The 24436-nt window shown below is 68.5% G+C and carries 21 protein-coding genes; 8 read left to right on the top strand and 13 right to left on the bottom strand.

Annotation, left to right across the window (positions count from 1 at the left end; all coding sequences use genetic code 11):
* Positions 1-7 precede the first annotated feature (7 nt).
* The 3 genes from NBY65_RS11085 to NBY65_RS11095 form a co-directional block, all read right to left on the bottom strand.
* Entirely contained in the window at positions 8-577 is a 570-nt protein-coding gene (locus NBY65_RS11085; RefSeq protein ID WP_150040174.1) for a sugar O-acetyltransferase, read from the bottom strand.
* Positions 578-684: 107 nt separating this feature from the next.
* The gene (locus NBY65_RS11090) at positions 685-2334 is read right to left on the bottom strand and encodes a copper resistance D family protein (protein WP_150040173.1); all 1650 of its coding nucleotides are present in this window, start codon (positions 2332-2334) and stop codon (positions 685-687) included.
* A gap of 3 nt (positions 2335-2337) precedes the next feature.
* Positions 2338-2700 carry a copper resistance CopC family protein gene (locus tag NBY65_RS11095; protein WP_150040172.1) on the bottom strand — a complete coding sequence of 121 codons (363 nt, stop codon included), beginning with the start codon at positions 2698-2700 and terminating at the stop codon, positions 2338-2340.
* A gap of 140 nt (positions 2701-2840) precedes the next feature.
* Here NBY65_RS11095 and NBY65_RS11100 point away from each other — a divergent pair, with 140 nt between their 5' ends.
* From NBY65_RS11100 to NBY65_RS11115, 4 genes are all read left to right on the top strand, one after another.
* Positions 2841-3281 carry an acyl-CoA thioesterase gene (locus NBY65_RS11100; protein ID WP_150040171.1) on the top strand — a complete coding sequence of 147 codons (441 nt, stop codon included), beginning with the start codon at positions 2841-2843 and terminating at the stop codon, positions 3279-3281.
* 27 nt (positions 3282-3308) lie between these two features.
* A complete protein-coding gene (locus tag NBY65_RS11105; RefSeq protein ID WP_150040170.1) occupies positions 3309-4091 on the top strand; it encodes an SDR family oxidoreductase in 783 nt (260 codons plus the stop codon).
* A 100-nt stretch (positions 4092-4191) separates the two neighbouring features.
* On the top strand, positions 4192-5730 hold the full coding sequence (locus NBY65_RS11110; RefSeq protein ID WP_150040169.1) for an ABC transporter substrate-binding protein: 1539 nt from the start codon (positions 4192-4194) through the stop codon (positions 5728-5730).
* A gap of 86 nt (positions 5731-5816) precedes the next feature.
* Positions 5817-7127, top strand: coding sequence for a Fic family protein (locus NBY65_RS11115; RefSeq protein ID WP_203330433.1), 1311 nt, complete (start codon positions 5817-5819; stop codon positions 7125-7127).
* A 29-nt stretch (positions 7128-7156) separates the two neighbouring features.
* Here NBY65_RS11115 and NBY65_RS11120 read toward each other — a convergent pair whose 3' ends face one another.
* The 3 genes from NBY65_RS11120 to NBY65_RS11130 all read right to left on the bottom strand — a co-directional run bounded on the left by NBY65_RS11120 (position 7157) and on the right by NBY65_RS11130 (position 9647).
* Positions 7157-7771, bottom strand: coding sequence for a septal ring lytic transglycosylase RlpA family protein (locus NBY65_RS11120; protein WP_239002737.1), 615 nt, complete (start codon positions 7769-7771; stop codon positions 7157-7159).
* Positions 7772-7898: 127 nt separating this feature from the next.
* Complete coding sequence (locus tag NBY65_RS11125) at positions 7899-8876, bottom strand: D-2-hydroxyacid dehydrogenase (RefSeq protein ID WP_150040168.1); 978 nt, start codon at positions 8874-8876, stop codon at positions 7899-7901.
* Between the two features lie 60 nt (positions 8877-8936).
* A complete protein-coding gene (locus tag NBY65_RS11130; RefSeq protein ID WP_239002736.1) occupies positions 8937-9647 on the bottom strand; it encodes a TrmH family RNA methyltransferase in 711 nt (236 codons plus the stop codon).
* Between the two features lie 23 nt (positions 9648-9670).
* Between NBY65_RS11130 and NBY65_RS11135 the strand changes: the two genes are divergently transcribed.
* Positions 9671-10324: an RluA family pseudouridine synthase gene (locus NBY65_RS11135; protein ID WP_150040166.1), complete on the top strand. Its 654-nt coding sequence runs from the start codon at positions 9671-9673 to the stop codon at positions 10322-10324.
* Here the strand turns inward: NBY65_RS11135 and NBY65_RS11140 are convergent.
* Genes NBY65_RS11140 through rfbB form a run of 5 tightly spaced genes read right to left on the bottom strand, consistent with a single transcriptional unit; the run spans position 10314 to position 14759 of the window.
* Positions 10314-11258 (bottom strand): glycosyltransferase family 2 protein, encoded by a 945-nt coding sequence (locus tag NBY65_RS11140; RefSeq protein WP_150040165.1) that lies wholly within the window; start codon positions 11256-11258, stop codon positions 10314-10316. The genes NBY65_RS11135 and NBY65_RS11140 overlap by 11 nt on opposite strands.
* A gap of 31 nt (positions 11259-11289) precedes the next feature.
* On the bottom strand, positions 11290-12213 hold the full coding sequence (gene rfbD, locus NBY65_RS11145) for a dTDP-4-dehydrorhamnose reductase (RefSeq protein WP_150040164.1): 924 nt from the start codon (positions 12211-12213) through the stop codon (positions 11290-11292).
* Between the two features lie 29 nt (positions 12214-12242).
* Positions 12243-12800 carry a dTDP-4-dehydrorhamnose 3,5-epimerase gene (gene rfbC, locus NBY65_RS11150; RefSeq protein ID WP_150040163.1) on the bottom strand — a complete coding sequence of 186 codons (558 nt, stop codon included), beginning with the start codon at positions 12798-12800 and terminating at the stop codon, positions 12243-12245.
* Between the two features lie 7 nt (positions 12801-12807).
* The gene (gene rfbA / locus NBY65_RS11155) at positions 12808-13695 is read right to left on the bottom strand and encodes a glucose-1-phosphate thymidylyltransferase RfbA (protein ID WP_408894961.1); all 888 of its coding nucleotides are present in this window, start codon (positions 13693-13695) and stop codon (positions 12808-12810) included.
* Positions 13692-14759 (bottom strand): dTDP-glucose 4,6-dehydratase, encoded by a 1068-nt coding sequence (rfbB, locus tag NBY65_RS11160; protein ID WP_150040162.1) that lies wholly within the window; start codon positions 14757-14759, stop codon positions 13692-13694. Before rfbB ends, rfbA begins: the two co-directional genes overlap by 4 nt.
* Before the next feature lie 671 nt (positions 14760-15430).
* Here rfbB and NBY65_RS11165 point away from each other — a divergent pair.
* Entirely contained in the window at positions 15431-18004 is a 2574-nt protein-coding gene (locus NBY65_RS11165; protein ID WP_250265661.1) for a glycoside hydrolase family 99-like domain-containing protein, read from the top strand.
* Positions 18005-18017: 13 nt separating this feature from the next.
* Positions 18018-19250, top strand: coding sequence for a glycosyltransferase (locus NBY65_RS11170; RefSeq protein ID WP_150040160.1), 1233 nt, complete (start codon positions 18018-18020; stop codon positions 19248-19250).
* Positions 19251-19302: 52 nt separating this feature from the next.
* On the opposite strand, the gene NBY65_RS11175 is transcribed toward NBY65_RS11170, so the two are convergent.
* Entirely contained in the window at positions 19303-23043 is a 3741-nt protein-coding gene (locus tag NBY65_RS11175) for a glycoside hydrolase family 99-like domain-containing protein (protein ID WP_150040159.1), read from the bottom strand.
* Between the two features lie 153 nt (positions 23044-23196).
* Positions 23197-23637 (bottom strand): hypothetical protein, encoded by a 441-nt coding sequence (locus tag NBY65_RS11180; protein ID WP_150040158.1) that lies wholly within the window; start codon positions 23635-23637, stop codon positions 23197-23199.
* A 159-nt stretch (positions 23638-23796) separates the two neighbouring features.
* On the opposite strand from NBY65_RS11180, the gene NBY65_RS11185 reads away from it, so the two are divergent.
* Positions 23797-24435 (top strand): hypothetical protein, encoded by a 639-nt coding sequence (locus tag NBY65_RS11185; protein WP_150040157.1) that lies wholly within the window; start codon positions 23797-23799, stop codon positions 24433-24435.
* Position 24436: the final 1 nt, after the last annotated feature.

Raw genomic sequence — 24436 nt, forward strand, 5'->3', positions numbered from 1 at the left:
CGCCGGTTTATCGGATCGGCGGGGTCCGTTCCGGCAGCACTCGTGCCGGGTTGCCCGCCACCGTCGCCCCGGCCGGCACGTCGCGCGTGACCACGCTGCCCGCGCCGATCACGGCATCCTCGCCGATGGTCACGCCGGGCAGGATGATGGCGCCGCCGCCGATCCAGACATTGCTGCCGATGCGTACCGGCCGGCCAAATTCATAGCCGGCGCGGCGCAGTGCCGGGTCGCGGGGGTGGTCCGCCGTGTAGACCTGCACGCCCGGCCCGATCTGCACGAGGTCGCCGACCTCGATGCCGACAACGTCGAGGAACACGCAGCCGAAATTGAGGAAGACGCCCTTTCCAAGTCGGATGTTGAAGCCGTAGTCGCAATGGAAGGGAGGACGGATGACGCTGTTCTCGCCGATGCCGCCGAGCAGTTCGCGCAGCAGGGCCGTGCGGTCGCTGTCGACCGCGCTGGCGTTGTAGACCTGTTGCAGCGCCTGGGCCCGTCGCTGGTCGGCCTCGATCTCGGGGCCGATGGAGCGGTACAGTTCGCCCGCCAGCATCTTCGCCTTTTCGCTTCGCTCGGCCATGCCGTTTCCTCCGGAAAGGGTCCGCGCCGCAGTGGCGGCGGCCGGCGCGGAGCATGGCGGCAAGGGCGGCGGCAGGATAGCCCCGGCGGCAATGCCGCCCCACGGGCTCAGGCCTCGCGGTAGTTCAGCAGCGTCAGCCCCACCAGCACGAAGCAGATGGGCCAGACCCAGGCGGCGATACGGGCGGCACGTCCGTCGAGTCGCAGCTCCAGCCAGCGGGCCCAGCCCGCGGCGACGCCGAACAGCGCCAGCGGCGTGTGCGTCAGCTCGATCAGCAACTGCTCCTTGACGTTGCTGATGGCGTGGCTGTGCGTCAGCAGCGCCGCACCCCCGATGGCGCAGACGATCGGGAAGACGTAGGGCGCCCAGCGGCGTCGCGCCAGGCCCAGCCGCACCCGCCATTCGAACAGGCCGAAGGCAACGATCAGCAGCACCAGCGCCTTGTGCTGCAGCACTTCCACGTCACGCAGGCTCTCCAGCAGGCCGTTCTCGCCCAGCGGCCAGACCTCGGGATCGGAGCGGACGAACAGGAAGGATCCCATCACCAGGAACAGCAGCGGCCAATGGCGGGCCGGCCGCACCCCGGCCCGGTTGGCCAGCGCGAGCAGGCCGATCGCCAGCACGGACAGGCCGGCCCAGTGATGGTTGAATTCCGACCAGGCGATGTCGGCGGCGTTGCGCTCCGCCAGCTCGCCTGCCCCGGGGATGAAGGCGCGGGCGGCCGGGGCGCTCCGTTGCGCGGCCTCGGCATCCAGTTTCGCCTGCAAGGCCGGCAGCGCCAGCGCGTCGTGGTCGGGCGAGACCAGACGTGGCCAGACCGGCGTGTTGCGCGCGACGATTTCCTGCCAGGTGACGCGGTCCTGCTGCAGGTCGATCGCGGGCGGCGCGGAGGTCAGGCCGGCGGCGGCGAAGAACAGGGTGAAGCCGAGGCCGATCTCCACCTCGGCGAAGCGGCGCAGGCGCAGCACCGGCGTGGCGGGATCGGCGCGCAGCCGTTCCACCACGCGGAAATTGCCGAAGCCGAGCGCGAGCAGGCCGGCGAACATCACCGCCTTGGCGCCGACCATCACGCCGTAGGCGGTGCCGTACAGCCCGGCCCAATCCCCGATATAGATCGCCGCGAGCACGGCGGCGGAGAGGACGATGCAGCCCACCCCCGCCATCGACATGCGCGAGAACCGTGCCCCGATCGCCCGCCAGGAGAGGCCGTCCCGCACCCGTGCCAGCGCGGCGACGAAGCAGGGGATGCCGCCGATCCAGATCGCCGCGCCAAGCTGGTGCAGGGCGGTGGCGGCCAGCAGAAGCGGCCGGTCCTCGATGCGGGCGGCGGCATGGGTGGTCAGCGTGGCCGCCGTCAGCACCACCGCGCCCAGGCCGAGCAGCGTCCGGGCAGTGGCGTCGGCGCCGTGCCGTCCCAGCAGCACCGCCAGCGCCAGCGCCGCCGCCAGCTTGGCCAGGCCGGCGAGCGCGGAGGCCGAGCCCAGCGCATCGACCGTCGGGATCGCCACCGTGTCGGTCAGGATCGCCACCTGCATGGCGACGATCGCGGCTTCGACCAGCGCCAGCGCGACTGCCGCCCAGGTGGTGATGCGGAGGGTGTCGCGCAACACCATCGGTCCCGCCGCGCCCATGCCCTGCAGCGGGCGGGCGATCAGCAGCAGGAACAGCACACCGCCGAGCGCCATCGACTGCGCCACGATCGCCACGCCGTGCAGGATGACGCCGAGATAGCCGAACAGGTCGATCAGCAGCGCCACGGTTCAGGGCGCCTTCACGCTGAAGGCAATGTCGCCGCGGGTGATGTGGCCATCGATCGCCAGCACCTGCCAGCGCAGCGTATAGGCGCCGGGGGAAAGATCGGCGGTGGCGGCGAGAACGTCCGCGCTGCCGCCGTCCGCGATCGGCAGGTCGGTCTGGGAGCGATCCGGCCGGGTGAGGGTCAGGCGGGAGCGATGGGCATCGATGCGGCTGTTGAAGCGAAGCTGGAATGTCACGGAACCGGGCGCGACGGTGCTGCTGGCGGCCGGGCGCATGTCCAGCAGGATCGCGTGCGCCTGTGCCGCCGCCGGCAGGGTGCAGAGGGCGGCCAGGACGGGCAGTGCCCGCCACCAGGGATGTGTCATCGCCAGGACCTTCTGTTGCGATCGGCCATTGCTTCGGCCGCGATGTGACGACCTCGCCCGCCCGGAAGGCCCGCGCCGGCCGGGTGGACGCGAGGGCGGAACTGGGGTGTGATCGGCCCGCGACAAGACCGGATGCATGCATGAGCCGTCACCCGCCTGCCTCGCGCGACCAGTTCCGCTGGTTCCACACCATCACCACGCGCTGGATGGACAACGATGCCTACGGGCATGTGAATAACGTTGTTTACTATTCGTGGATCGACACGGCGGTGAACCGCTTCCTGCTCGACCATGGCCTGCTGGACCTGGCCGGCAGTCCGGTGGTGGGCATCGTGGCGGAGACCGGCTGCCGCTACATCTCCCAGGTCTCCTATCCGGACGAAGTATGCGTGGGCATCCGGGTGGCGAAGCTCGGGAAATCCTCGGTGCGTTACGAAGTGGGCGTGTTCCGCGCCGCGGAGACGCTGGCCTCGGCGGAAGGGCATTTCGTGCATGTCTATGTCGACCGCGCGACGATGCGCCCGGTCGCGATCCCGGATGCCGTGCGCGCGGGGCTGGAGACGATTCACGTGCCGGCGTGACGGCGCGCACAAGGAAGGCGAAACGCGATGGAGACCGGACTGAAGGGCAGGCGGGCGATCGTCTGCGCGGCGAGCAAGGGGCTGGGCCGGGCCTGCGCCATGGCGCTGGCCCGCGAGGGAGTGGAGCTGGTGATCACGGCGCGCACCGCCGGGACGCTGGAGCGCACCGCCGCCGAGATCCGTGCGGCCACCGGCGCGACGGTGACGGCGGTGCCGGGCGACATCACCACCGAGGCCGGGCGCGCGGCGGCGCTGGCCGCCTGCCCCGAGCCCGACATCCTGGTCAACAACGCCGGCGGGCCGCCGCCGGGGGATTTCCGCGACTGGGAGCGCGATGACTGGATCCGCGCGCTGGACGCCAACATGCTGACGCCGATCTTCCTGATCCGCGCGGTGGTGGACGGCATGTGCGCGCGCCGCTTCGGCCGCATCGTCAATATCACCTCGGGCAGCGTGAAGTCGCCGATCCCCACCCTGGGCATGAGCAACGGCGCGCGGGCCGGGCTGACCGGATTCGTCGGCGGGCTCGCGCGGCAGGTGGCGCGGCACAACGTCACCATCAACGGCCTGCTGCCCGGTCCCTTCCTGACCGACCGGCTGCGCGGCACCATGCAGGCGCAGGCCGAGCGCGAAGGGCGGCCGGTGGACGAGGTGATCGCCGAGCGCGGGCGCGCCTCACCGGCCGGGCGCGTGGGCGATCCCGAGGAGTTCGGTGCGGCCTGCGTGTTCCTGTGCGCGGCGTCCTCGGGCTTCATCGTCGGGCAGAACCTGCTGCTCGACGGCGGCGCGTTCAACAGCACGATGGGTTGAGCGGCACGGCCGCGCCTTTGTCGTTGCCTGCTTGCCCGCTGCGGCCTGGACTTCTACCGTTTCGCCTCGGTCAGCCGGGCCTGCCGAGGTGGGGGCGGATATGCGTGCGCGGAGTTGGCTGCGACGACTCGGTCTCGCGGGGGCGCTTGCTGCCACCTGGGCCCCGGCGCAGGCGCAGAAGGCGCAGGACACGCTGCGCATCGTCTGGTGGGACCAGATCGCCAACATCAATCCGTACTACAACCAGCTCCGGGCCGGGCTGGTGGTGGCGCACCATGCCTTCGATACGCTGGTCCATCGCGATCCGGACAGCTTCGTGATCAAGCCGCTGCTGGCGGTGTCATGGAAGGCCATCGACGACACCACGCTGGAGCTGGACCTGCGGCGCGGGGTGAAATTCCACGACGGCAGCCCGTTCAGCGCCGACGACGTGATCTATACGATCAACACCGTGCTGACCGATCGGCAGATCGCGGTGCCGGCCAACTTTGCCTGGATTGCGGGCGCCGACCGCATCGACGAGTACAAAGTGCGGCTGCGCTTCCGGCGCGTCTTTCCCGCGGCCATGGAATACATGGCGATGGCGTTGCCGATCCTGCCGAAGGTGTATCGCGAGCGGGTGGGGCAGGCGGCCTATGACCGGCAGCCGGTCGGTACCGGGCCGTACCGCATCACCCGGGTGGACGGGGGGACCGAAATCGATCTCGAGCGCTTCGAGGATTATTTTCCGGACAGCCCGAAAGGTAGGCCGGCGATCCGGCGCCTGCGCATCCACCAGGTCGCCGATCCGGCCACGGCGCAGAGCGAACTGCTCGGCGACAAGGCGGACTGGACCTGGAACCTGCCGCCCGATGACGTGGACAGGCTCGGCCTGCTGCCGCACCTGCAGACGACGCGGGCCGAGACGATGCGGGTGAACTTCCTGATGTTCGACGCGGCCGGCCGCACCGGCGCGGGCAACCCGATGACCAAGGTGAAAGTGCGCCAGGCGATCGCGCATGCGATCGACCGGCAGGCGATCGCGAAGAACATCATGCAGGGCGGCTCGCGGGCGATCGACACGCCCTGCTTCCCGACGCAGTTCGGCTGTGATCCCTCGGTGGCGGTGCGCTACGCCTACGACCCGGCCCGGGCGCGGGCGCTGCTGGCGGAAGCGGGCTATCCGGACGGGTTTCGGACGGAGATGATCAGTTACCTGTTGCCGCAGTTCGAGGCCCCGGTGCAGGGCTACCTGAAGGCGGTCGGCATCGACGCCCGGCTGGTGCATCTGCAGACCGAAGCCGCGCTCAGGCGCAACCTGGAAGGCGGCAATCCGCTCTACCTCGCCAACTGGGGCAGCTACTCCATCAACGACGTTTCGGCATTCCTGCCGCAGTTCTTCAGCGCCGGCACCGAGGGGTTCAGCGACAACGACAACACCCGCGACCCGGAGCTGAAGCGGCTGGTGGAGCAGGGCGGAGCGAGCACCAATGCCGATGAACGCCGCCGCTACTACGCTGCGGCCATCCGCCTGATCACCGAGCAGATGTATTTCCTGCCGATCATGACGAGCGTGCAGTCCTATGCGGCACGTCGCGAAGTGTCCTTCAGGGCCTACCCCGACGAAATCCCCCGCTTCTACCTGACGAGCTGGCGATAGCGGCGATTCGGAGCCGCGCCAGTGGCATGAAGGGCTTTGCCTGCGGGATCGGCGGAAAGCTGCCCTTTCGTCCCCGGAAATCATAGTTGTTTCATGCTCCTGGCGGCGCTTCGCGCATCGGCGTGATGATCGGCAGAATTTTGGCAGATTTCCGGATTCTACCTTATAATGTCAGTCTGTTATCCAGACTCAGGATCGGCAAAGTGGCGTTTGAGGAAACCCCGGCACGGATCGAACCCTGCCTTCTCGATGAAACCGGTCCGGAAATTGTCGATCTGATCGCCGCCCTCTCGGCCAGCAGCAGCGCACTTGGAATCCGGCTGCATGCCCGGTCCGCGGCCAATCTTGCCGATGCCGTGCGGATCATGAACTGCTACTATTCGAACCTGATTGAAGGTCACAACACGACCCCGCGCGAGATCGAGCGGGCTCTGGCCGATCAACTCGACCCCACGGAGGAGCGCCGGAATCTTCAGGTCGAAGCGCGCGCGCATATCCGTGTCCAGCGCGACATTGACCGTCGTTTTGCAGAAGCTGCGCTACCGGAACCGGCTTCAGCTGAATTCATCCGTGACGTTCATCGCGCCTTCTACGTGGATGCTCCCGAAGCCATGCTGATTGTGCGCGGCACGGGTCGCGCGTTGCGCATGGTGCCGGGCGAGTTCCGTTCGACCGCGGAGCATGAGGTCATGGTTGGCCGGCACTGGCCGCCGGCCGGCGAGCGCGTGGCCGCGTTCATGCAGCATTTCGAGAAACGCTACCGCTTCGAGCCGCTGCGCATGGGCAGTCGCATCCTGGCAATGGCGGCGGCCCATCACCGGCTGAATTACATCCACCCCTTCCTGGATGGGAACGGGCGTGTCAGCCGGTTGATGAGCCACGCCATGGCGCTGCATGCCGGCATCGGCGCACACGGCCTCTGGTCGGTGTCACGCGGACTGGCGCGGGGCCTGGAGAGCCGGGGCGAATACAAGCGGATGATGGATCACGCCGATTCGCTACGGCAGGGCGATCTGGACGGCCGGGGAAACCTCTCGCTCCGGGCTCTGGCGGAGTTCACCACCTGGTTCCTTCAGGTCTGCCTTGATCAGGTCACCTGCATGAGCGGCCTGTTCGCCCTGGACACGCTCATCGAGCGCCTGAAATTCTATGTGGAACAGCGGGGGCTGAAGCCGGAAGCCTTTGCGCTTCTGGAACAGGTCCTGCAACGCGGGGAACTGCCGCGCGGGGAAGCGGCGCGCGTCACCGGCCTGAAGGAACGGACCGCCCGCGATCTCCTGAGCACCTTGGTGGCGGAGGGCATTCTCGGCTCCGATACCCCCAAGGGACCGGTTTCGCTGCGCTTTCCCCTTGATGCGGTCGAAGTGCTGTTTCCCGGCCTGTTCCCGAAGGCATAGGTCCAATGATGTGCAGTGCCGGGCCGATCCTACCGCCGCGCCTGCGGTTCCTCGGGCGGCGCGGCTGCGGCGGCCTGTTGCAACGCTTCGGTCGCTGTGGAGGCTGGCACCTCGGCTGCTCCCGCACCCGCCTTGGCGCCGCCTGACCGTTGCGGCACCGCGACCGGCGCCACCACCACCGGCACCACGCCGTCACCGATCATGTCGAGTTTCTTCGCTGTCTTCGGCGTCAGGTCCACGACGCGGCCCTGGGCATAGGGCCCACGGTCCTCGATCCTGACCATGGCGGACTTGCCGGTCTTGAGGTTGGTGACCTTCGCGACGGTGCCGAGCGGCAGCGACTTGCTGGCCGCGACCGTGGAGTCGGGGTTGAAGCGCTTGCCGTTGGCCATCTTGCGGCCCCGGAATTCCTCGCCATAGAAGCTGGCCTTGCCGCGCAGCTTGCGGCCGGAATGATCGATCGGCGGACGGCGCCCGGGCGGCTCGGCCACGGGCGGTTGTTCCGCGAGCTTCCGCGCTTCCCGCAAGGCCGGGCCATCGGAAAGTTCCGGTTCCGCATGGGCCGCCACCGGCAGAGCGAGGGCCATCGCGGCGCCGATCGCTGCCGCGGTGAGCCGGGTGATGCTGCTGTCCTTTTTCATCATGCGAGGAAAAGGCCCCGGCCCCACCGCGGTTCCACGAAATCAGGTTCTCGTGATGCCTATTTTTATCAATGGTCGAGCGGCTGTCGTTGATGCGACGGATGATGCGCGAGAATTACGCCCGGAAGTGTCAATATCCCCGGCCGGGATCAACCTGGTTCGGTGGCATCCCTCCGTCGCGCCAGGCCCGGAGATTGGCGAAGAACACCTCCAGGGTGGCGGCATTGTAGGTGGCCGGATCCTCGTCGGCGGAGACATGTGGCGTCACCAGCAGGTTCGGCGTGGTCCAGACCCGGTGGTCGGGCGGCGGTGGTTCCGGGGTCGTCACGTCGAGCACCGCGCCGCCGAGTCGCCCGGCATCGAGCAGGTCGCACAGCGCATCCTGGTCGATCAGCCCGCCGCGGCCCACGTTCACCACGCCCGCCCCCTGCGGCAGCAATTCCAGGCGGCGACGGTCGAGCAGCCCGGCGGTGGCGGGGGTGAGCGGACAGGCGAGCACCAGGAAGTCGGTTTCCGGCAGCACCGCGTCGAGCTCCGCGATCAGGCGGATGCGGTCGAAATCATCATGCGGGAGGGCGCGGGTGCGCAGGCCGGTGGTGGACAGCCCGAGCATCCGGGCGGCGCGGGCGGCGGCGGCCCCGAGGTCGCCGGTGCCGATGATGGTGGCGCGTCGGCCGCGGATGACCGGCAGGAATTGCGGTTCCCAACTGCCGCGGCGCTGGGCGGCGGCATAGGCGGGAATCCGCGTATTCAGCATCAGCAGCGCCATGGCGGCGTATTCGAACACCTTGGCGCCGTGCACGCCGCGATTGTTCACCAGCAGGACGCCGGGGGGCAGTCGCTCGAAGGGCCGCAGGGCATCGACCCCGGCGGCGGTGGTGAACATCAGGCGCAGCCGTGGCCCGGCGAAGGGCAGCAGGCTCCCGATCGTGCTTGGCGAGGCGATCAGGATCTCCGCCTCGGCGATGGCGGCGGTGAAGGCGTCTGTATCGAATCCAAAACTGACCTCGTGGTCGGTTTCCCCGGCGCGCGCTGCGGCGGCGTGCCATTGCGCGGGGGTGAGCACGAAGGGGGCGGAGGCGGAACGGTTCTGGATATGAATGCGCATGACCAACCCTGCCACGCCGCCCTGCGGGAAGGCCAGGGCCTGTCCTGCTCAGATGTCCGCTCAGGTGAGGGCGTGCAGCAGCACCGCGGCCGCCTGCGCAACGTTCAGGCTCTGCACCCGCCCGGTGCCACGGATGCGCACCGAGCGGCGGCAGGCCGCCAGCACCTCGGCGCGGATGCCGTGTTCCTCTGCGCCGAGCACCAGGGCGAGGGGCCGGTCGCGCGGAATCGCCTCGGGTGGCACTGCATCAGCGGCAAGCGTCGTCGCCACGATGCGGTAGTAGGGCGCCAAGGCGGCCAGGGCGCGCGGCAGGTCGCGGGTGCGGTGCAGGGCCAGCCATTCCAGGCCACCCTCGGCGGTGCGGTAGGCGGCGTCGGAGGGCAGGGCGGCGCCGGGGATGTCGTGCAGCAGCAGCGCCGGCACGCCGAACCACGCGGCGCTGCGGGCGATCGCGCCGAGATTGTGCGGGTTGCCGATGCCGTCGAGCACCAGCAGGAAATTCCCGCGCGGCGGGGCGCGCAGGTCGAGCAGCGGGATCTCGCGGGGCTTGGCCACCGCGACCACGCCGCCATGGTGTGGCGTGCCGGCGACCTTCACCAGCTCCGCGTCCGGCAGCAGGCGGTAGGGCCGGCGTGCCTCGGCGAGCCGGCTGCACCAGGGACCGACCAGGTCGCGCCGTTCGGTGGCGTAGAACAGGCGGATGACGTCGTCGGGGCGACGGGCGAACAGGGCGTCGACGGCGTTGGCGCCGCAGATCGTGTCGGGCTTCATGCGGCATGGCATAGCATCACGCGATGGACATCCCGATCCTGTTCCACGATTCGCGTTTCGTCGTGCTCGACAAGCCGGCGGGGCTGCCCGTGCATCCCGGGCCGCGCGGCGGCCCCAGCGTGGAGGATTGCTTCCCGGCGCTGTCGCGTCGGCGCGACGGGCCGTGGCTCGCGCACCGGCTGGACGCCGACACCGCCGGCTGCCTGCTGGTGGCGCTGCGACGGGCGGCGCTGCATGCGGCCCAGGCCGAGTTCGCGGCCGGTCGGGCGGCGAAGACCTATTGGGCGGTGGTGCACGGGGCGCCGCCGGGCGAGGCGGGCGTGATTCAGGCGAAGCTGCGCAAGGTCAGTACGCCGGCGGGGTGGCGCATGGTCGCCGACGAGGCGGGCCAACCCGCGGTGACCGAATGGTGCCTGCGCGGGCAGGCGGCGGGGATGGCCTGGCTGGAACTGCGCCCGCGCACCGGGCGGACGCACCAGGTGCGGGCGCATTGCGCGGTGCTGGGCTGTCCGTTGCTGGGCGATCCGGTGTACGGCCCGGGCGGGGAGGCGGAGCGGCTGCACTTGCTGGCGCGCAGCCTTTCGCTCGGGCTCGATCCGCCGGTGGCGGTGACGGCGCCGGTGCCGGCGCATATGCGGGCGGCCCTGGCCGCCTGCGGCGCCGCGATCAGCCGATGAGGAACCAGCAGCGGAACAGGGCGGTTTCCGGCCAGGTCTGGCGGTGCAGTCCCGGCATCCGCAAGGCCATCAGCCGCAGCCGGATCCCACCATGCAGCGCCCGGCTGAGCAGCAGGAGCTCGGCCCGGGCCCGCTCGGTGATGAGCTCGGGTTGGGCCAGCAATCCATCGACATGGGCCCGCAGCAGCGTCATGAACAAGGCCGGGCCGCGGCGCAGGGCCCCCACCGCGCGGCGCAGCGAGGAGGCCGGGGCGCCCACCAGGTTGCATCGGTGCTGGCGATACAGGATCACCGGTTCCTTGTCCTGGACGAGCAGCCCGCCGGCGGCGGTCACCATCAGGTAGGCCCACCAGTCATGCAGCGTGCCCGGGGCGGGGCGGCTGGCCGCGACCAGGCAGGCGGCCTGGCGGTTCAGCATGACGGTGCAGCCGGTGGCCACGTTCTGGGTCAGCGCCGCCGGAAAGCCGGTGGCACGCCGCAGCGCACCGGACAGGCCCAGGCGGTTCAGATCCTGATCCACCAGGATCTGGCGACCGCAATACAGCACCGGCAGGCCCTGGCCGGCACGGTGCAGCGCCGCGAGCCCGCGTTCCAGCTTGTGCGGCAGCCAGATATCGTCCTGGTCGGCGAAGGCGATCGCGTCGCGCTCCCCGAGCCGGGGGACGACGGCGCGCAACAGGGTCAGGAAGCTGGCGGTCACGCCGAGACGATGCGCCGGCTGCTCGATCCGCACGCAACGCCCCTGGCCGGCGCGTTGGCTGAACTCCTGCAGGATGGCGACGCTGGCGTCGGCCGAGCCGTCATCGCGCCAGTACAGCACCCATTCCTCATGGGTCTGGTGAAGGATGCTCTCCAGTTGCTCTCGCAGCCATCGCGCACCGTTGTACGTCGACAGCAGGATCGCGATCCGGGGTGCGGGATCTTGCGGCGCCATTGACGAGCATATTAGCGGCGCCGGTGCAATATTACAGCTTTGTTCCCGTTGTGGGTGAAATATCGAAGGCGATATCTATGACTTTTGCCAAGCTGGAACGCCATGGCGGCAGGCTGATGCCGAAGGTCGCTGCCAGTTTGGCGCAGTCGAGCCGGGAATCGGGCGGGCGGCGCACCGGCGTCGGCCAGTCGGCGGTGGTGATCGGCTCGACCGTGGGGGGCACCATGCCGTACCGCGCCGCTTCCTCGAAGACGGCGCTGGCCAGCCCGTGCCAACTGGTCCAGCCGGTGCCGGCGGCGTGATAGAGGCCGTTCCAACCCTCCTGCCAGGGCTGCGCGCGGATCTGCCGGGCGATCTGCAGGATCGCCGCGGCCAGGTCGCCGGCCGGGGTGGGGCAGCCGATCTGGTCGGCCACGACGCGCAGCCGGTCGGTCTTCGCCCGCGCGTTCAGCATGGTCAGGACGAAGTTGCGCCCCCGCGGCGCATAGACCCAGGAGGTCCGCAGCACGATCGCCCGCGCCGCCGTGGCAAGCACCGCTGCCTCGCCGGCAAGTTTGGAAGCGCCGTAGACGCCACAGGGATGGGTCGGATCGGTCTCCACATAGGGCGCGCCCTTGAGCCCGTCGAAGACGTAATCGGTGGAAACGTGGATCAGCGGCACGCCGGCGGCGGCGCACCAGGCCGCCAGCGCGGCCGGGCCGTCGTGGTTGGCGCGCCACGCCGCCAGGGCATCGGTCTCGGCGCGATCGACCGCGGTGTAGGCGGCGGCGTTGATCACCAGTGACGGCCGGGTGCGGTCGAGCAGAGGGTGGATCGCATCCGGTCGGTCGAAGTCGAAATCGGGGCGGCCGACCCGCAGCAGCTTCAGCCCGTCGGCGGCTTCTGCCAGCGCACTGGCCAGCTGCCCGGTGCCGCCGGTGACCAGGATCGGCCCCGTCGCATCGGTGACGCTCATGGCTGTGTTTCCCTTTCGGTCCGCGCCGGTCAGGCCCGGAACCAGACGTCACATTCGGCGAGACGGGGCAGCTGGGTGTCCTTCTCGGAGAGCTGGACCTCCTCCGGGGCGACCGGCCAGGGAATGGCGAGGTCCGGGTCGTTCCAGATCACGCCGCGCTCGGCCGCCCGGTCATAGTCGCCGGTCACCTTGTAGATGACCTCGACATCCTGCGTGAGCGTGCAGAACCCGTGCAGGAAGCCCCCGGGGATCCAGAGCTGCGACCAGTTCTCCGCGCTGAGTTCCGCGGCCACGTGCTGCCCGTAGGTGGGCGAGCCGTGGCGGATGTCGACGGCAACGTCCCAGATCGCGCCTTTGATCACCCGCACCAGCTTGCCCTGCACGTTCGGCGCGACCTGGCAATGCAGGCCGCGCAGCACGCCGCGGCGGGCGGAGAGGCTGTGGTTGTCCTGCACGAAGGGCTGGTCGATGCCGGCCTCGGCGTAGCGCCGGGCATTGTAGGTTTCGGAGAAGAATCCCCGTGCATCGCCGTAGCGCGGCGGCGTGAGCAGCAGCACGTCGGGGATGGCGAGCCGTTCGACTTTCATGGCTGTCTCAGGCCTCCAGCCCGGTATCGGCGAGTTCGGTCAGCACCCGGCCGAGCTCGGTCTTGCCGAGGGCGCGGGCGTGCTGGCGCAGCCGGGCGGCGTCGATCCAGCCCATGCGATAGGCCACTTCCTCCGGGCAGCCGACCAGCATGCCCTGGCGCGACTGGATGGTCTGCACGAAGGTGGCGGCCTGCAGCAGCGAATCCGGCGTGCCGGCATCGAGCCAGGCGCAGCCGCGCCCCAGTTTCTCGACCTGCAGGCTGCCTTCTTCCAGGTACATGCGGTTGAGGTCGGTGATTTCCAGCTCGCCACGGGCGGAGGGGCGGACGCGGGCGGCCAGTTCGGTGACCCGGGCGTCGTAGAAATAGAGCCCGATCACCGCCCAGTTCGATTGCGGCACCGCCGGTTTCTCGACGATGTCGAGGGCGCGGCCCTCGGGGGTCATGCTGACCACGCCGTAGCGCTCCGGGTCGCGCACCTGGTAGGCGAACACCGTGGCGCCCTGCGGCCGCGCGGCGGCAGATTGCAGCAGCACCGAGAGATGCTCGCCGAAGACGAGGTTGTCGCCGAGCGCGAGCGCGCAGGGCTCGCCGGCGATCCAGTCGCGGCCGATATGGAAGGCCTGCGCCAGGCCGTCCGGGCTCGGCTGCTCGGCGTAGCTGATGTGCATGCCCAGGCGCTCGCCGTCGCCGAGCAGCCGCCGGAACTGCGGCAGGTCGGTGGGGGTGGAGATCACCAGGAGGTCGCGGATCCCGGCCAGCATCAGCACCGACAGCGGGTAGTAGACCATCGGCTTGTCGTAGACCGGCAGCAACTGCTTGGAGGCGGCGAGCGTCATCGGGTGCAGGCGCGTGCCCGAGCCGCCCGCCAGCAGGATGCCCTTCTTCATGGTCATGTCGGGTTCCTCGTTCCCTGGCCGAGCCGTTCACCGGCATAGCGGGCGGCGCGGATGCGCTCCCACCAGGCGCGGTTGGCGAGATACCAGTCGATGGTGCGGCCGAGGCCGCGCTCGAAATCGTGCCCGGCCTTCCAGTCCAGCGCCGCCTCGGAGCGGGTGGGGTCGATTTCGTAGCGGAAATCATGGCCGGGCCGGTCGGTGACGAAGTGGATCAGCCGCTCACGCGGGCCGGCCGGATCGGGGAGGCGGGCATCGAGGGCCGCGCAGATCGCGCGCACCACCTGCAGGTTGGTGCGTGGCTGGCGGGCGGAGAGGGCGTAGGTACCGCCGGGCTGGCCGCGTTCGAGCACCCGCACCAGTGCCTCGGCATGGTCCTCGACGAAGATCCAGTCCCGCATGTTGGATCCGTCACCATAGACCGGCAGCTTCTTGCCCTCGAGCGCATTGAGCGTGACCAGCGGGATCAGCTTCTCGGGGAATTGCCAGGGGCCGTAGTTGTTGGAGGTGTTGCTGACGATGGTCGGCAGGCCGTAGGTGTGGTGCCAGGCCCGCACCAGATGGTCCGACGCCGCCTTGCTCGCGGAATAGGGGCTGCGTGGGTCATAGGGGGTGGTTTCGGTGAAAGGCGGGTCGGTCGGTGACAGCGCCCCGAACACCTCGTCGGTCGAGATGTGGTGAAATCGGAACGAATCCCGACGGGCAACAGGCAGCGACGACCAATACGCGCGGGCGACATCGAGCAGCGTGTATGTGCCGACCACGTTCGTCTGGACGAAGGGACCCGGCCCGTCGATCGAACGGTCCACATGCGTCTCGGCGGCGAGATGCATGACGGCGTCGGGGGCGTGGGTCGCGAACACCTCTCGCATGGCGGCATGGTCGGCGATGTCGGCCTGAACCAGCGTGTGACGATCATGCCGCGATGCGTCTTCCAGGGCATCCTCGGAAGCAGCGTATGTCAGCTTGTCAACGTTGACCACGCTGTGCCCGGTCGACCGGATCAAATGACGTATAACGGCCGACCCGATGAATCCACATCCACCGGTGAGTAACACCCGCATCCGTTACCTCTTTGCCTGCATCGGACCGTTATAACCCGCCAGCACCGGGCACCAATAGCAATCTATGGTTTCAATTGGGATCGCTTCAGGGTTCGGATTTTCAGTCATATGGAGCGGATGCCTGGTGCGATGGTCGCCGGAAAACTGTCTTCTCGTGGCTGTCGTCGATCTTCATCGAAAACCTGAGGGCAGGGATGCCCGATCCGAGGGCATGCCGCCATGGATTTCCGACGAAGGGGCGGGAGGACAGTGGCCGGGTAAGGCTGGTGCAGAATTGAACTGCGGGATGCAGCGGGATGATATATTGCGGCATTATAACTTTTTTAATTTAAAAATCATTTTGTCGGAGATCCGTCGGGCAGGACGCCGCCGCCGCTCTGCCTCCATCCTCTGTAAATAATTTTGTTATTGTATCAATGTTTTCCAGGTATCCCTGGATGCGGCGCAAGAGAAGTTATCGTGTTGTAAAGCGTCTATGAGTGGCACCGCGGCAACGAAAAGGATCGATTTGGATGCCATCGGTGGCAATGGAGGAACTGAAACGGGCACACAATATGCTGTGTTCGAATTTCGTAAGCGAGGATCTGTTCCGTCAGGCGCTTGGGGGTGGTCGCGCCGATATTTCCTGCGTTGTGGCTTATTTGCGGATGCCGCCGCGGCAGCGGCCAGTGTTGTCTTGGTATTTCGATCGTGACTTCTATCTCGCCACCAATCCGGACATCGCGGAAACCGGACTGGACCCGCTGCTGCACTTCATTGAACGTGGTTGTGCCCGGTTGCGCTCGCCGCATCCGCTCGTTGACCTGCCCTACATGGCTGCCGGGAATGCCGCGGCGCTCGGGGCGGTGCCGCGGCCTGACGCCCTGGCCGATATGCTGGAGCACAATCTGGCACGCCCGAGCCCCTACTTCGATCCAGACCATTATCTGGCGACGGATGGCGCCGCGGCCGCCGGAAGCGGGTTGCTTCGCCGGTTCCTGCAGCATGGCCTGCAGGCCGGCCGACGACCGAATCCTCATCTCGATCCGGCCTGGTATGCGCAACGCTACGATGATGTTCCAAACGATCCTTATCTGGCGATGTGCCATTTTCTCCTGCAAGGCGATGCTGAAGGACGCGCCGCCGGCCCGGCCTTTGACGGAGCGCTGTACCGCGCGCGTTATCCCGACGTTGCCGAGGCCGGGGTTCCCCCCTTGCGCCATTACCTGGAGTATGGCGAGCGGGAGGGCCGGCAGGCGCCCACCGAGCGTCGGGCCGCGCTGGCGGTTCCGGCCGGGGCCGGCCGGGTGGTCACGATCGATCCCGATACGGTCCTCGCGATTGATCGTGACCTGCGCACGCGCATCGATGCCGCGCGAGAGCAGCGCCGTCAGGCGGTCCGTGTTTCGCTGCATCCTGCCGCTTCCCCCAACGGCGACAGCGCCAGGCTGACATTTCCCCGGACGGCATCGCCGCGACTGTCCATCCTGATTTCCGCGCGGCACGCGCCCGATGCCGCCATCGCCTGCCTGCGATCATTGCAGACGGTGCAGCCGCAGCTCGCTTTCGAGGTTGTGCTGGTGGATGACGGCATGCCGGCCTCTGCCTCGGCGTGGTTGCAGGCCGTGCCGAACCTCGTCTGGCTGCGCCGGGCGACGAAGACCACCTTTCCTGCCGCCTGCAACCAGGCATTCGCCCGCTGCCGGGGCGAGTACGTCCTGCTGCTCGCTGACGACACGCAGGTGATGCCGGGCGCCATCGAGGCGCTGGTGGCCGCTCTGGATGCCGATCCCGCAGTGGCGGCGGTCGGTCCCAGGCTGCTTGCCTCCGATGGCCGCCTGCAGGAGGCCGGACGTTTCCTGCGGGCCAACGGTGAGATCGGCATGGTCGGATCGCATGCGGATCCGTCCGAGGCCGGGTTCTGCCAGGACCGCGACGTCACCTGTTGTTCGGGCGCCGCGCTGATGTTTCGCCGGGCGCTCGCCGGTGCGACGTTGTTCGACGACGCCTATGATCCGGAGTCCGGCGAGGATGCCGATCTTTGCCTGCGCTTTGTCTCGGCCGGACATCGCGTGCGCCATGTCGGCGGCGCCATGATGCTGCACCACTCCCGCGATCCGGACGTGCACGCGTTCCGCGCCATGATCCGTGGCCGGCAACGCCTGGTCGCGCGCTGGGGGGACCTGATCCGGCGGCTGGATGCGGTGCGGGTGCTGGCCTTCTACCTGCCGCAATTCCACCCGACGCCCGAGAACGACCTGTGGTGGGGCACTGGCTTTACCGAATGGACCAATGTCACCAAGGCGCAGCCCAGTTATGTCGGCCATTACCAGCCGCATCTGCCCGCCGATCTCGGCTTCTACGACCTGCGTACGCCGGAGGCGCTGACCGCCCAGGCCTTGCTCGCGCGCCGCTACGGCATCGAAGGTTTCTGCGTCTATTACTATAACTTCGGCAAGCGTCGCGTGCTTGACCGTCCGCTCGCGACCGTGCGCGCGCATCCCGGAATTCCGTTTCGCTGGTGCCTGTGCTGGGCCAACGAGAACTGGACCCGGCAGTGGGATGGCGGTGAGCGCGAGATCCTGATGGCGCAGAATTATGATCCGGACACGCTTGATGCCGTCATCGCCGACGCGGTGTCACATGCCGCCGATCCACGCTACATTCGTGTCGACGGCCTGCCCTTGTTCCTGGTCTACCGGCCGTTGCTGTTGCCCGATGCACCGGCCTTCGCCCGGGCCTGTCGGGCCGGCTTCGCGGCGGCAGGTTTCCCGGGCGTGCATCTCGCCTATGTCGAAAGCGTGGAAGCGGCGGCGCGAAACCTCCATCCCGCCGATCTTGGCTTCGATGCCAGTGTCGAGTTCCCGCCGCATGGGCATGCGGTTCCCGCCACCAGCCCGGCAGAGATCGTCAAGGAAGACTGGAGTGGCTACCGCTATGACTACCCGGCAACGGTTCTCGCCTTCCTGCAGCGTGACGCCGTGCCGTGCCGGCGCTATCCTGCGGTGTTCCCGGGATGGGACAACACGCCGCGGCAAAGCCTGCGCGGCACCAGCTTCGATGGCGCCAGCCCGGAAGCATTCCGGGTCTATGTCGAGGAAAAAATCGAGCATATCCGACGCTCCCTGACGGGCGAGCAGCGTCTGCTCTTCGTCAATGCCTGGAACGAATGGAGCGAGGGTGCGCATCTGGAACCCGACAGCTTCTACGGCCATCGTTGGCTGGAGGCCCTGCGCGACGCGGTCGAGGCGAAGGCGCGACCATGAGGCGCCCTGCTCGATGAAGCGATCCCGCAGTCCCGGCTCCGGCAAACCGGACACCACGGGCGAGGCCGTGGCGGCTGGACGGGGCCGCGCTGCGGCGGTGCTGGACGATGTGCCGGTGACGTTCATCGGTCGTCCTTTCGCACCAGTCGCGCCAGGTGAGGCGTTGCGTGGCCATGTCATGGCCTGTGACGCGCTGCGCCTGCATCATCGGGTGTTCGAACTTTTCCCCACCACACGCACCGACCCGGCACACCGGCAGCTTATGGCGGCACGTGAGCGGCACGACCTGCCCGGCGGTATCCGCATCTTCCATGCCGGCGGTGCGGAGGTGGAGCAGGCGATGATGGCGTTCGCGGAGAGTGGCGGCCGCTTCGACGATGGCTACAACATCATCGTTCCGATTTACGATCTGCCGGTCATTCCAGCGCAATGGGCAACACAGCTCCGTCGTTTCGACGAGATCTGGGCACTGTCCGGCTTCATCCGTGACAACCTCGCGTCATCCGGGCTGGACAGCTACTGGATCGGCCAGACGCTGGACCCGCAGCCAGGGCCATGCCTGCCGCGGCGGTATTTCGGCGTCCGTGAATCTGCCTTCGTGCTGCTGCATTTTTTCGATCCGTCGTCGTGGGTGAGGCAGCGGAACTCACATGCGGTGCTGGCGCTGCTGGATCGGCTCCGGCGCGACGATCCCTACCGTGACGTGCAACTCGTGCTGCAGGTGCTGGCGGCCGGTCCGGAAGACGAGGCGTGGGCCACGACGATCGCGGGCGACCCGCAGGTGAAGGTGATCACGACCCCCCCCGACTCCCTGCATCTGCGCAGCCTGATCTCCGCCTGCGACTGCGTCGTCTCGCTGCATCATGCCGAAGGGGGCGGTCGTGACCTGGGTGAGGCGATGGCGTGGGGCCGGCTGGCGATGGGCACAGGGTGGTCAGGGAATCTCGACCTCATGACCGGCGAGAATTCGCTGCTGGTCCGCCACCGTCTGGTGAAGTTGAAGAAAGGAGACCATCCGCACTGGCGCGGACAGTCATGGGCCGAGCCTGACCTCGATCATGCCCGGGACCTGCTGCGACCCGTTCTCGACGATCCCGAACGTGGCCGCGGCATTGCACGGCGGGGGCAGGCCGAGGTGTTGCGCAGCCATGGACGTCACGCGGTCGGCCTGCGCATCCTGGATCGCCTGGAGCGGATCGTCGCGACGGCGCCGCGCGTCCTGCGCCACAAGCGGGCGATGGCATGAAGCCGCAGAGCACTGGAGCATTTGCCGCGCGCCACTGCGACCGGCAAATGCCCTAGCGCAGGCCGAGCGTGTGCGCGAGATGGCGGCGGTAGACGCCCTGGCGGCGTATGGTTTCCGGTGGCAGATCCAGGCGGCTGCGGGCAATGGCGTGGATGCGGGTGACCTCGTCGAGATGGCGGCGCGCGGCGGTCGATTGCGTCACGCCGGCGGCATGGCGGCGATGCACGTTGAGCGAGGTGGGAGCCACGCCGACCTGGCCCGTGCTCTCGGCCAGGATCTCCAGATAGATTCGCCAGTCCCCGGCGAGATGGAAGCCGGATAGCTCGCGCCCGCAGCGGTGCAGGGCCGCGAGCAGGGAGCGGCGTCGCCACAGCACCGCGGAGACATTCGGGATCAGGTTGCGTTCGGCCAGGAAGCGCCGGGCAAAGTCGGGCGCGGGGAACACGCCGCCTTGCGTCAGCGCCGGCGCACCGCTTTGGACATAGTAGTCGTGGTAGCTTGGCCAGAGCGGGGCCCCCTGGGCGTCAATGGCGCGGCTGTCGCAGAAGGCGAGTTCCAACTCGGGCACGTCGTGCACGAAGGCCGCCAGGGTCGCGAGCAGTGTCGGCTCCGCGGCGTCATCGGCTTCGGCGATCCATACCCATTCGGCCTCGGCCAATTCGGCGGCACGGTGCCACTGGGCGAAGGGCGAGCCGGAATTTGTGGGATTGACGATGAGCCGGATATCGCGTCCCCAGTCGGCGGCGACGCGTTGCGCCACCGCGACACTGTCGTCGCGCGAGGCGTCGTCGAGCACGATGACCTCGACCACCGGGTGGGTCTGGGTGAACACCGAGACCAGCCGGTGTTCAAGGTAACGGGCATAGTTGTGGGCCGGCACGGCGACCGAGACGGCCGGGAGACCCGGACGGGCCTGCTGCAGCAGCGCGAAGGCATAATGGTCGAAGCGGAAACGCTGGCATGCCGTCTGTGCCAGGGCGGCACGATCCCCGGCGGGACGGTCCAGTTCGCGCAGGATCGCCGCGGACAGCGCGGCGGCATCGCCCATCGGCACGACCTCGCCGCAATCGCGCTCGCGCAGCAGGTCGGGCATGCCGCCCGAGTGATCGAACGCGACCGCCCGCAACCCGGAGCACAGGGCCTCGATCAGGATGGTCGGATACGGGTCCTCGCGCGAGGGCAGGGCGAACAGATCGGCTGCGCTGAGCCAGGCAGCGATGTCATCCTGCCAGCCGGCGAGGTGGAAGCTGCCGGTGGCTTCCGCCGCCTCGATCTCGGCGGAGAGATAGGCATGCAGGGTGGCATCGAGCTCACCCACCCACCAGAACCGCACCTGTGGGCGGTCGTGCCGGGTCAGCCGCCAGCATTGCAGGAACAGGTCGAAGCCTTTGCGCAGATCCGCATATCCGGCACCGAGCACCACCGGCGTCTCATCCGGCACGCCGAGCCGCGCCCGCAGGGCGGCGCGCGCGGTGATGGAGAAGGCAACATCGCGATAATTGCCCTGCGGCAGCACCACGCTGCGCTCCGCTTCGATCGGCACGGCGCTGGTGAAGCCGGCGCGAACGGCTTCGGCAGCGAAGATCACGTGCCCGGCGGCCTGCGCGCCGGCGCGGGCGCCGGCAAGCAGCCGTTTCTCGGCGAGCAGGCCAGGCATCTCGTGCACGAGCAGGGTTGGCTCGATGCCGGCGGCCCGCAGTTGCGGGATGCTCCAGGCGGCGGCGGCGCTGTTGACCAGGGCGGTGGTGATGCCGCGGGCCGCGGCAGCAAGCAGGAAGGGCTGCAGTCGGGACGGATCGGTGATCACCTGCGTGGGCGCGGTCGTGGCATAGCGCGGCCGCAACGTCCCTTCACCAAGCAACAGGAATTCGACTGTGACACCGAAGCGCCGGCGCAGGATGCGGCCGAGGTGCAGCAGCAGTTGCTGCGCACCGGCGGCGAAGCCGTCATGGCCGACCAGCAGCAGCGGAGCCCCGGTGGCGAACCGGGCAGCCACCGCGCGGGCCGTGGCGTTCAGCCAGGCCCCGCCGTAATGCTGATCGGGTTCGAGATAGGCGCCTTCCGCCCATTCGTTCCAGGCATTCACGCAGACCAGCCGCTCGCCGAAGAAGGGATGGGCGGCGGCGCGGTCGATCAGTTCGCTCAGCCATGCCTGGTATTTCGCCGGCGTGGCCCGGTGCAGCATCATTCCCGCGCCCTGGCGGCGGGCATCGTTGTCCCAGCCGGGCACCGCCGTCTTGATCAGCGGGAATGGCGCGGGCGGTTCGGCGAGCGAGGCGTTGGCGATTGCCCCGTAATCGAACACCTGGGCCGTGGCGGCGAGATCGAACCAGGCCAGGTCGCCATTGATCGGCTTCTGGCCGAGCACCAGCTTGTGCGGCGGGAATTCCACCGCGCCATCGAAGCCGTAGCCGCGCGGATCGAAGGCGTCGAAGCTCTGCGACATCACCATCACCGGATTCTCGTGATGGCGCACCCGGAATGCCTCGCGCCAACGGGCGAGGGTGGCGGCGGATTCGGGAATCAGGCCGGCGCGATACACCATCAGCAGCGGCCTGCCGTGCAGCCGGATATAGCGGGGATCACGGAAATGGCGGGCGAAGCTGTCGACCAGCGCCGTCTCGTCGCGCCGGCGCCAGTCCTGCGCGATCAGCACGTCCTGGTCCGAACCGTCCCAGCGGCGGGTCCAGTTCTCGTTCGCCCACATCAGGCAAAAAGGAAAGTCGATGGAATGATCGGCGAGGAACGCCTCCAGCGGGCGTTCCAGCAGGCGACGGCCGTTGAACCAGTAGAAGTAGAAGATGAAGCCGCCGAGACCGGCGCCGCGCGCCAGCTCCACCTGCCGGCGCAGCACCGTCGGATTGTCGAGCACGTAATGGCCGAGATCGCGGGGAATGCGAGGCTGGTAATGCCCGGCGAAGCGCGGCAATCCGCGGGCGGTGAAGGTCCATTCGGTGAAGCCGCGGCCCCACCAGGCATCGTTCTCGGGGATGGCGTGGAATTGCGGCAGGTAGAAGGCGAGCACCGTCGCCCGGCGCGGAGCCGAGCGAGGCAGCGGCGCGATCTCTTCGAACTCTGGGCCGGGGGCGGTGAAGCGGCGCACCTCCTCGGGGATGGTGGTTTCGTCCGGCGGCGGGCGCGTGTGAAGGCGGATGACGTGGCGCAGGCGGCGATAATGCAGCAGCGGGTTTTCGTCCTGGCCCGGATCGAGGTAGCGGCGCACGTAGAAGCGGGTATCGAAGTCGGCCGAGGGGTTGCGCCCCTCCCGCCAGCCCCAGAGCAGGAAATGTTCAAAAGGGTCGACCCCGGCGGCGGCGATGTCCGGATATTGCGCCAGGTACCAGGCGGGGTCGAACTCGGCGATCGGGGTGACCGTGCCGGAACGGCGATGCGTGTAGTAGTGACCGAGCAGCGTGCCGCCTTCCGGGGCCGTGTGCCGCGTACGGTACCAGGGCAGGTCGAAATGCAGGCAGGGCAAGCGGTTCTCGGCCTCGCCCCGCCGGATATAGTGCAGCAACGGATTGAGCCCGGCGCGGCTGACATCGGGATTCTGCTTCAGGTACCAGCTGGTATCGAAGTAGAGATTGGGGTTGCGCCCCTCCCGCCAGCCCCGGGTGATGAAATGGATCACCGGGTCAGTGCCGGTCCCGGCGATTTCCGGATAACGCTGCTCGTACCAGCCGGCATCCAGCAGGCCCGAGGCGTGGATCAGGGCATGCTCCTCGCTTGTGCGACCTGCCCCCGAGAGAGACGGGGTGCCGGGGGGCGGCGCACGGGGGGGCAGCTCGTTCATGGCGACCTGCTTGCATCCACGGGGGCGACGGCTGCGCCGCACGACGCCCGGACCGACCCGACACCAGCATGGCGTGGCCGCGCCGCCGGGAGCAACCAGAATCGTTGCGGGTCCGGCTATTTATCGATGCTATAACGAAATATTAACGTTTTGCTATGGATGCGGCGGCGGCCCCAGCGGGCTTCGTGCGGCAGGATGGGTCAGGCGGCGCGTCATCGTCAGGGCGGCGACGAGCACCAGGATCAGGGCCGCGGCCCAGCGCGTGTGCGCACCGAAGCCGGCGTATCCGCCGCCATGCCAGATCAGGCCCAGGAAGATCAGCGAAACGACGAGAAGGGCCGCATGGCCGGTGCCGGTGCGACGGATCACCAGCAGGGCGAGCACCGCGAACACGAACCACAGCCCGATCGCCAGGGCGCGCACCAGGTCGAAGGTGATGCCCGAGAGATTGCGCAGCGCTGCGAGCAGGGCGAACCAGATGCCGTTGATCAGGTCGAAGGCGGAAAACATGAAGCGGTCGGGGCCGACGAAATAGACCAGCACCGCCAGCACCAGGCCGGCGATCCAGATCAACGTGATGGTGTTGCGGGCCATGCGCTTTCCGGTGGATGGGGATGGCTGGTTCGATAGCGCTCCGAAGGAGCCGTCGGCAATGACGCCTGCGCGAGGCCGGCCGGCGAGGGGGACACGGCGCACGGAGGCGTGATCAGCATCCGCTTGCCGCGACAGCCTGTGGTTGTGGAAGCATGCCGCATGCCTGTTTGCACCCGCCTGGTCCTGATCCTGACCTGTCTTGCTTCCGGCTGTCTCGTCGCGTCGCGTCCGGCACGGACCGAGGATGGGCCGCCGCCGCGCCGGCTGACCCGCGACGTGGCCGTGACCTATCGCTCGTCCGTGGGGGGCGGCCTGGGGGACGGCGAGATCCTGACCCGCGCCTGCTACGCCGCCGCGACCGGACGGGAACGGTTCGAGAGCGGCGGTGTCGTGCGGATCGTGGATCCACGGGCGAAGCGGGCCTGGTTCTTTGTCGTCACACCGGGGGATCCCGCCGCCGGCGTGGTGACGATGAGCCGGATGGGCGAGGAGGACGGCTCATTGCCGGACCTTGCGCTCCAGCCGGACCTGCAGGTGATCCGGGACGGGGAGGACCACGTGGCCGGCCTGCCCTGCTCGCTCTGGCGCATCCGCGACCGCAACGAGCCGGAGGAGGCGGCACGAACGGTGTGCGTCTCGGTGGACGGGCTGGTCCTGCGCAGCCGGATGACGCTCGACGGGGATCTGCACTGGCAGGAGGCCATCCGGGTGGAATACGGCCCGCTGGATCCGGCGCAGTTCGAGCCACCGCCCGGCTGGCCAGTCCAGGAAGAGGAAAAGGCGACGCCAGGGCGTTAGC

The organism is Rhodovastum atsumiense (assembly GCF_937425535.1).
Lineage (GTDB): Bacteria > Pseudomonadota > Alphaproteobacteria > Acetobacterales > Acetobacteraceae > Rhodovastum > Rhodovastum atsumiense.

What these genes read in the sequence shown, in the direction of transcription:
- NBY65_RS11085 (WP_150040174.1), bottom strand. Translation starts at nt 577, where the DNA reads ATGGCCGAGCGAAGCGAAAAGGCGAAGATGCTGGCGGGCGAACTGTAC.
- NBY65_RS11095 (WP_150040172.1), bottom strand. Translation starts at nt 2,700, where the DNA reads ATGACACATCCCTGGTGGCGGGCACTGCCCGTCCTGGCCGCCCTCTGC.
- NBY65_RS11100 (WP_150040171.1), top strand. Translation starts at nt 2,841, where the DNA reads ATGAGCCGTCACCCGCCTGCCTCGCGCGACCAGTTCCGCTGGTTCCAC.
- NBY65_RS11105 (WP_150040170.1), top strand. Translation starts at nt 3,309, where the DNA reads ATGGAGACCGGACTGAAGGGCAGGCGGGCGATCGTCTGCGCGGCGAGC.
- NBY65_RS11110 (WP_150040169.1), top strand. Translation starts at nt 4,192, where the DNA reads ATGCGTGCGCGGAGTTGGCTGCGACGACTCGGTCTCGCGGGGGCGCTT.
- NBY65_RS11120 (WP_239002737.1), bottom strand. Translation starts at nt 7,771, where the DNA reads ATGATGAAAAAGGACAGCAGCATCACCCGGCTCACCGCGGCAGCGATC.
- NBY65_RS11125 (WP_150040168.1), bottom strand. Translation starts at nt 8,876, where the DNA reads ATGCGCATTCATATCCAGAACCGTTCCGCCTCCGCCCCCTTCGTGCTC.
- NBY65_RS11130 (WP_239002736.1), bottom strand. Translation starts at nt 9,647, where the DNA reads ATGAAGCCCGACACGATCTGCGGCGCCAACGCCGTCGACGCCCTGTTC.
- NBY65_RS11135 (WP_150040166.1), top strand. Translation starts at nt 9,671, where the DNA reads ATGGACATCCCGATCCTGTTCCACGATTCGCGTTTCGTCGTGCTCGAC.
- NBY65_RS11140 (WP_150040165.1), bottom strand. Translation starts at nt 11,258, where the DNA reads ATGGCGCCGCAAGATCCCGCACCCCGGATCGCGATCCTGCTGTCGACG.
- rfbD (WP_150040164.1), bottom strand. Translation starts at nt 12,213, where the DNA reads ATGAGCGTCACCGATGCGACGGGGCCGATCCTGGTCACCGGCGGCACC.
- rfbC (WP_150040163.1), bottom strand. Translation starts at nt 12,800, where the DNA reads ATGAAAGTCGAACGGCTCGCCATCCCCGACGTGCTGCTGCTCACGCCG.
- rfbA (WP_408894961.1), bottom strand. Translation starts at nt 13,695, where the DNA reads ATGACCATGAAGAAGGGCATCCTGCTGGCGGGCGGCTCGGGCACGCGC.
- rfbB (WP_150040162.1), bottom strand. Translation starts at nt 14,759, where the DNA reads ATGCGGGTGTTACTCACCGGTGGATGTGGATTCATCGGGTCGGCCGTT.
- NBY65_RS11170 (WP_150040160.1), top strand. Translation starts at nt 18,018, where the DNA reads ATGAAGCGATCCCGCAGTCCCGGCTCCGGCAAACCGGACACCACGGGC.
- NBY65_RS11175 (WP_150040159.1), bottom strand. Translation starts at nt 23,043, where the DNA reads ATGAACGAGCTGCCCCCCCGTGCGCCGCCCCCCGGCACCCCGTCTCTC.
- NBY65_RS11180 (WP_150040158.1), bottom strand. Translation starts at nt 23,637, where the DNA reads ATGGCCCGCAACACCATCACGTTGATCTGGATCGCCGGCCTGGTGCTG.
- NBY65_RS11185 (WP_150040157.1), top strand. Translation starts at nt 23,797, where the DNA reads ATGCCTGTTTGCACCCGCCTGGTCCTGATCCTGACCTGTCTTGCTTCC.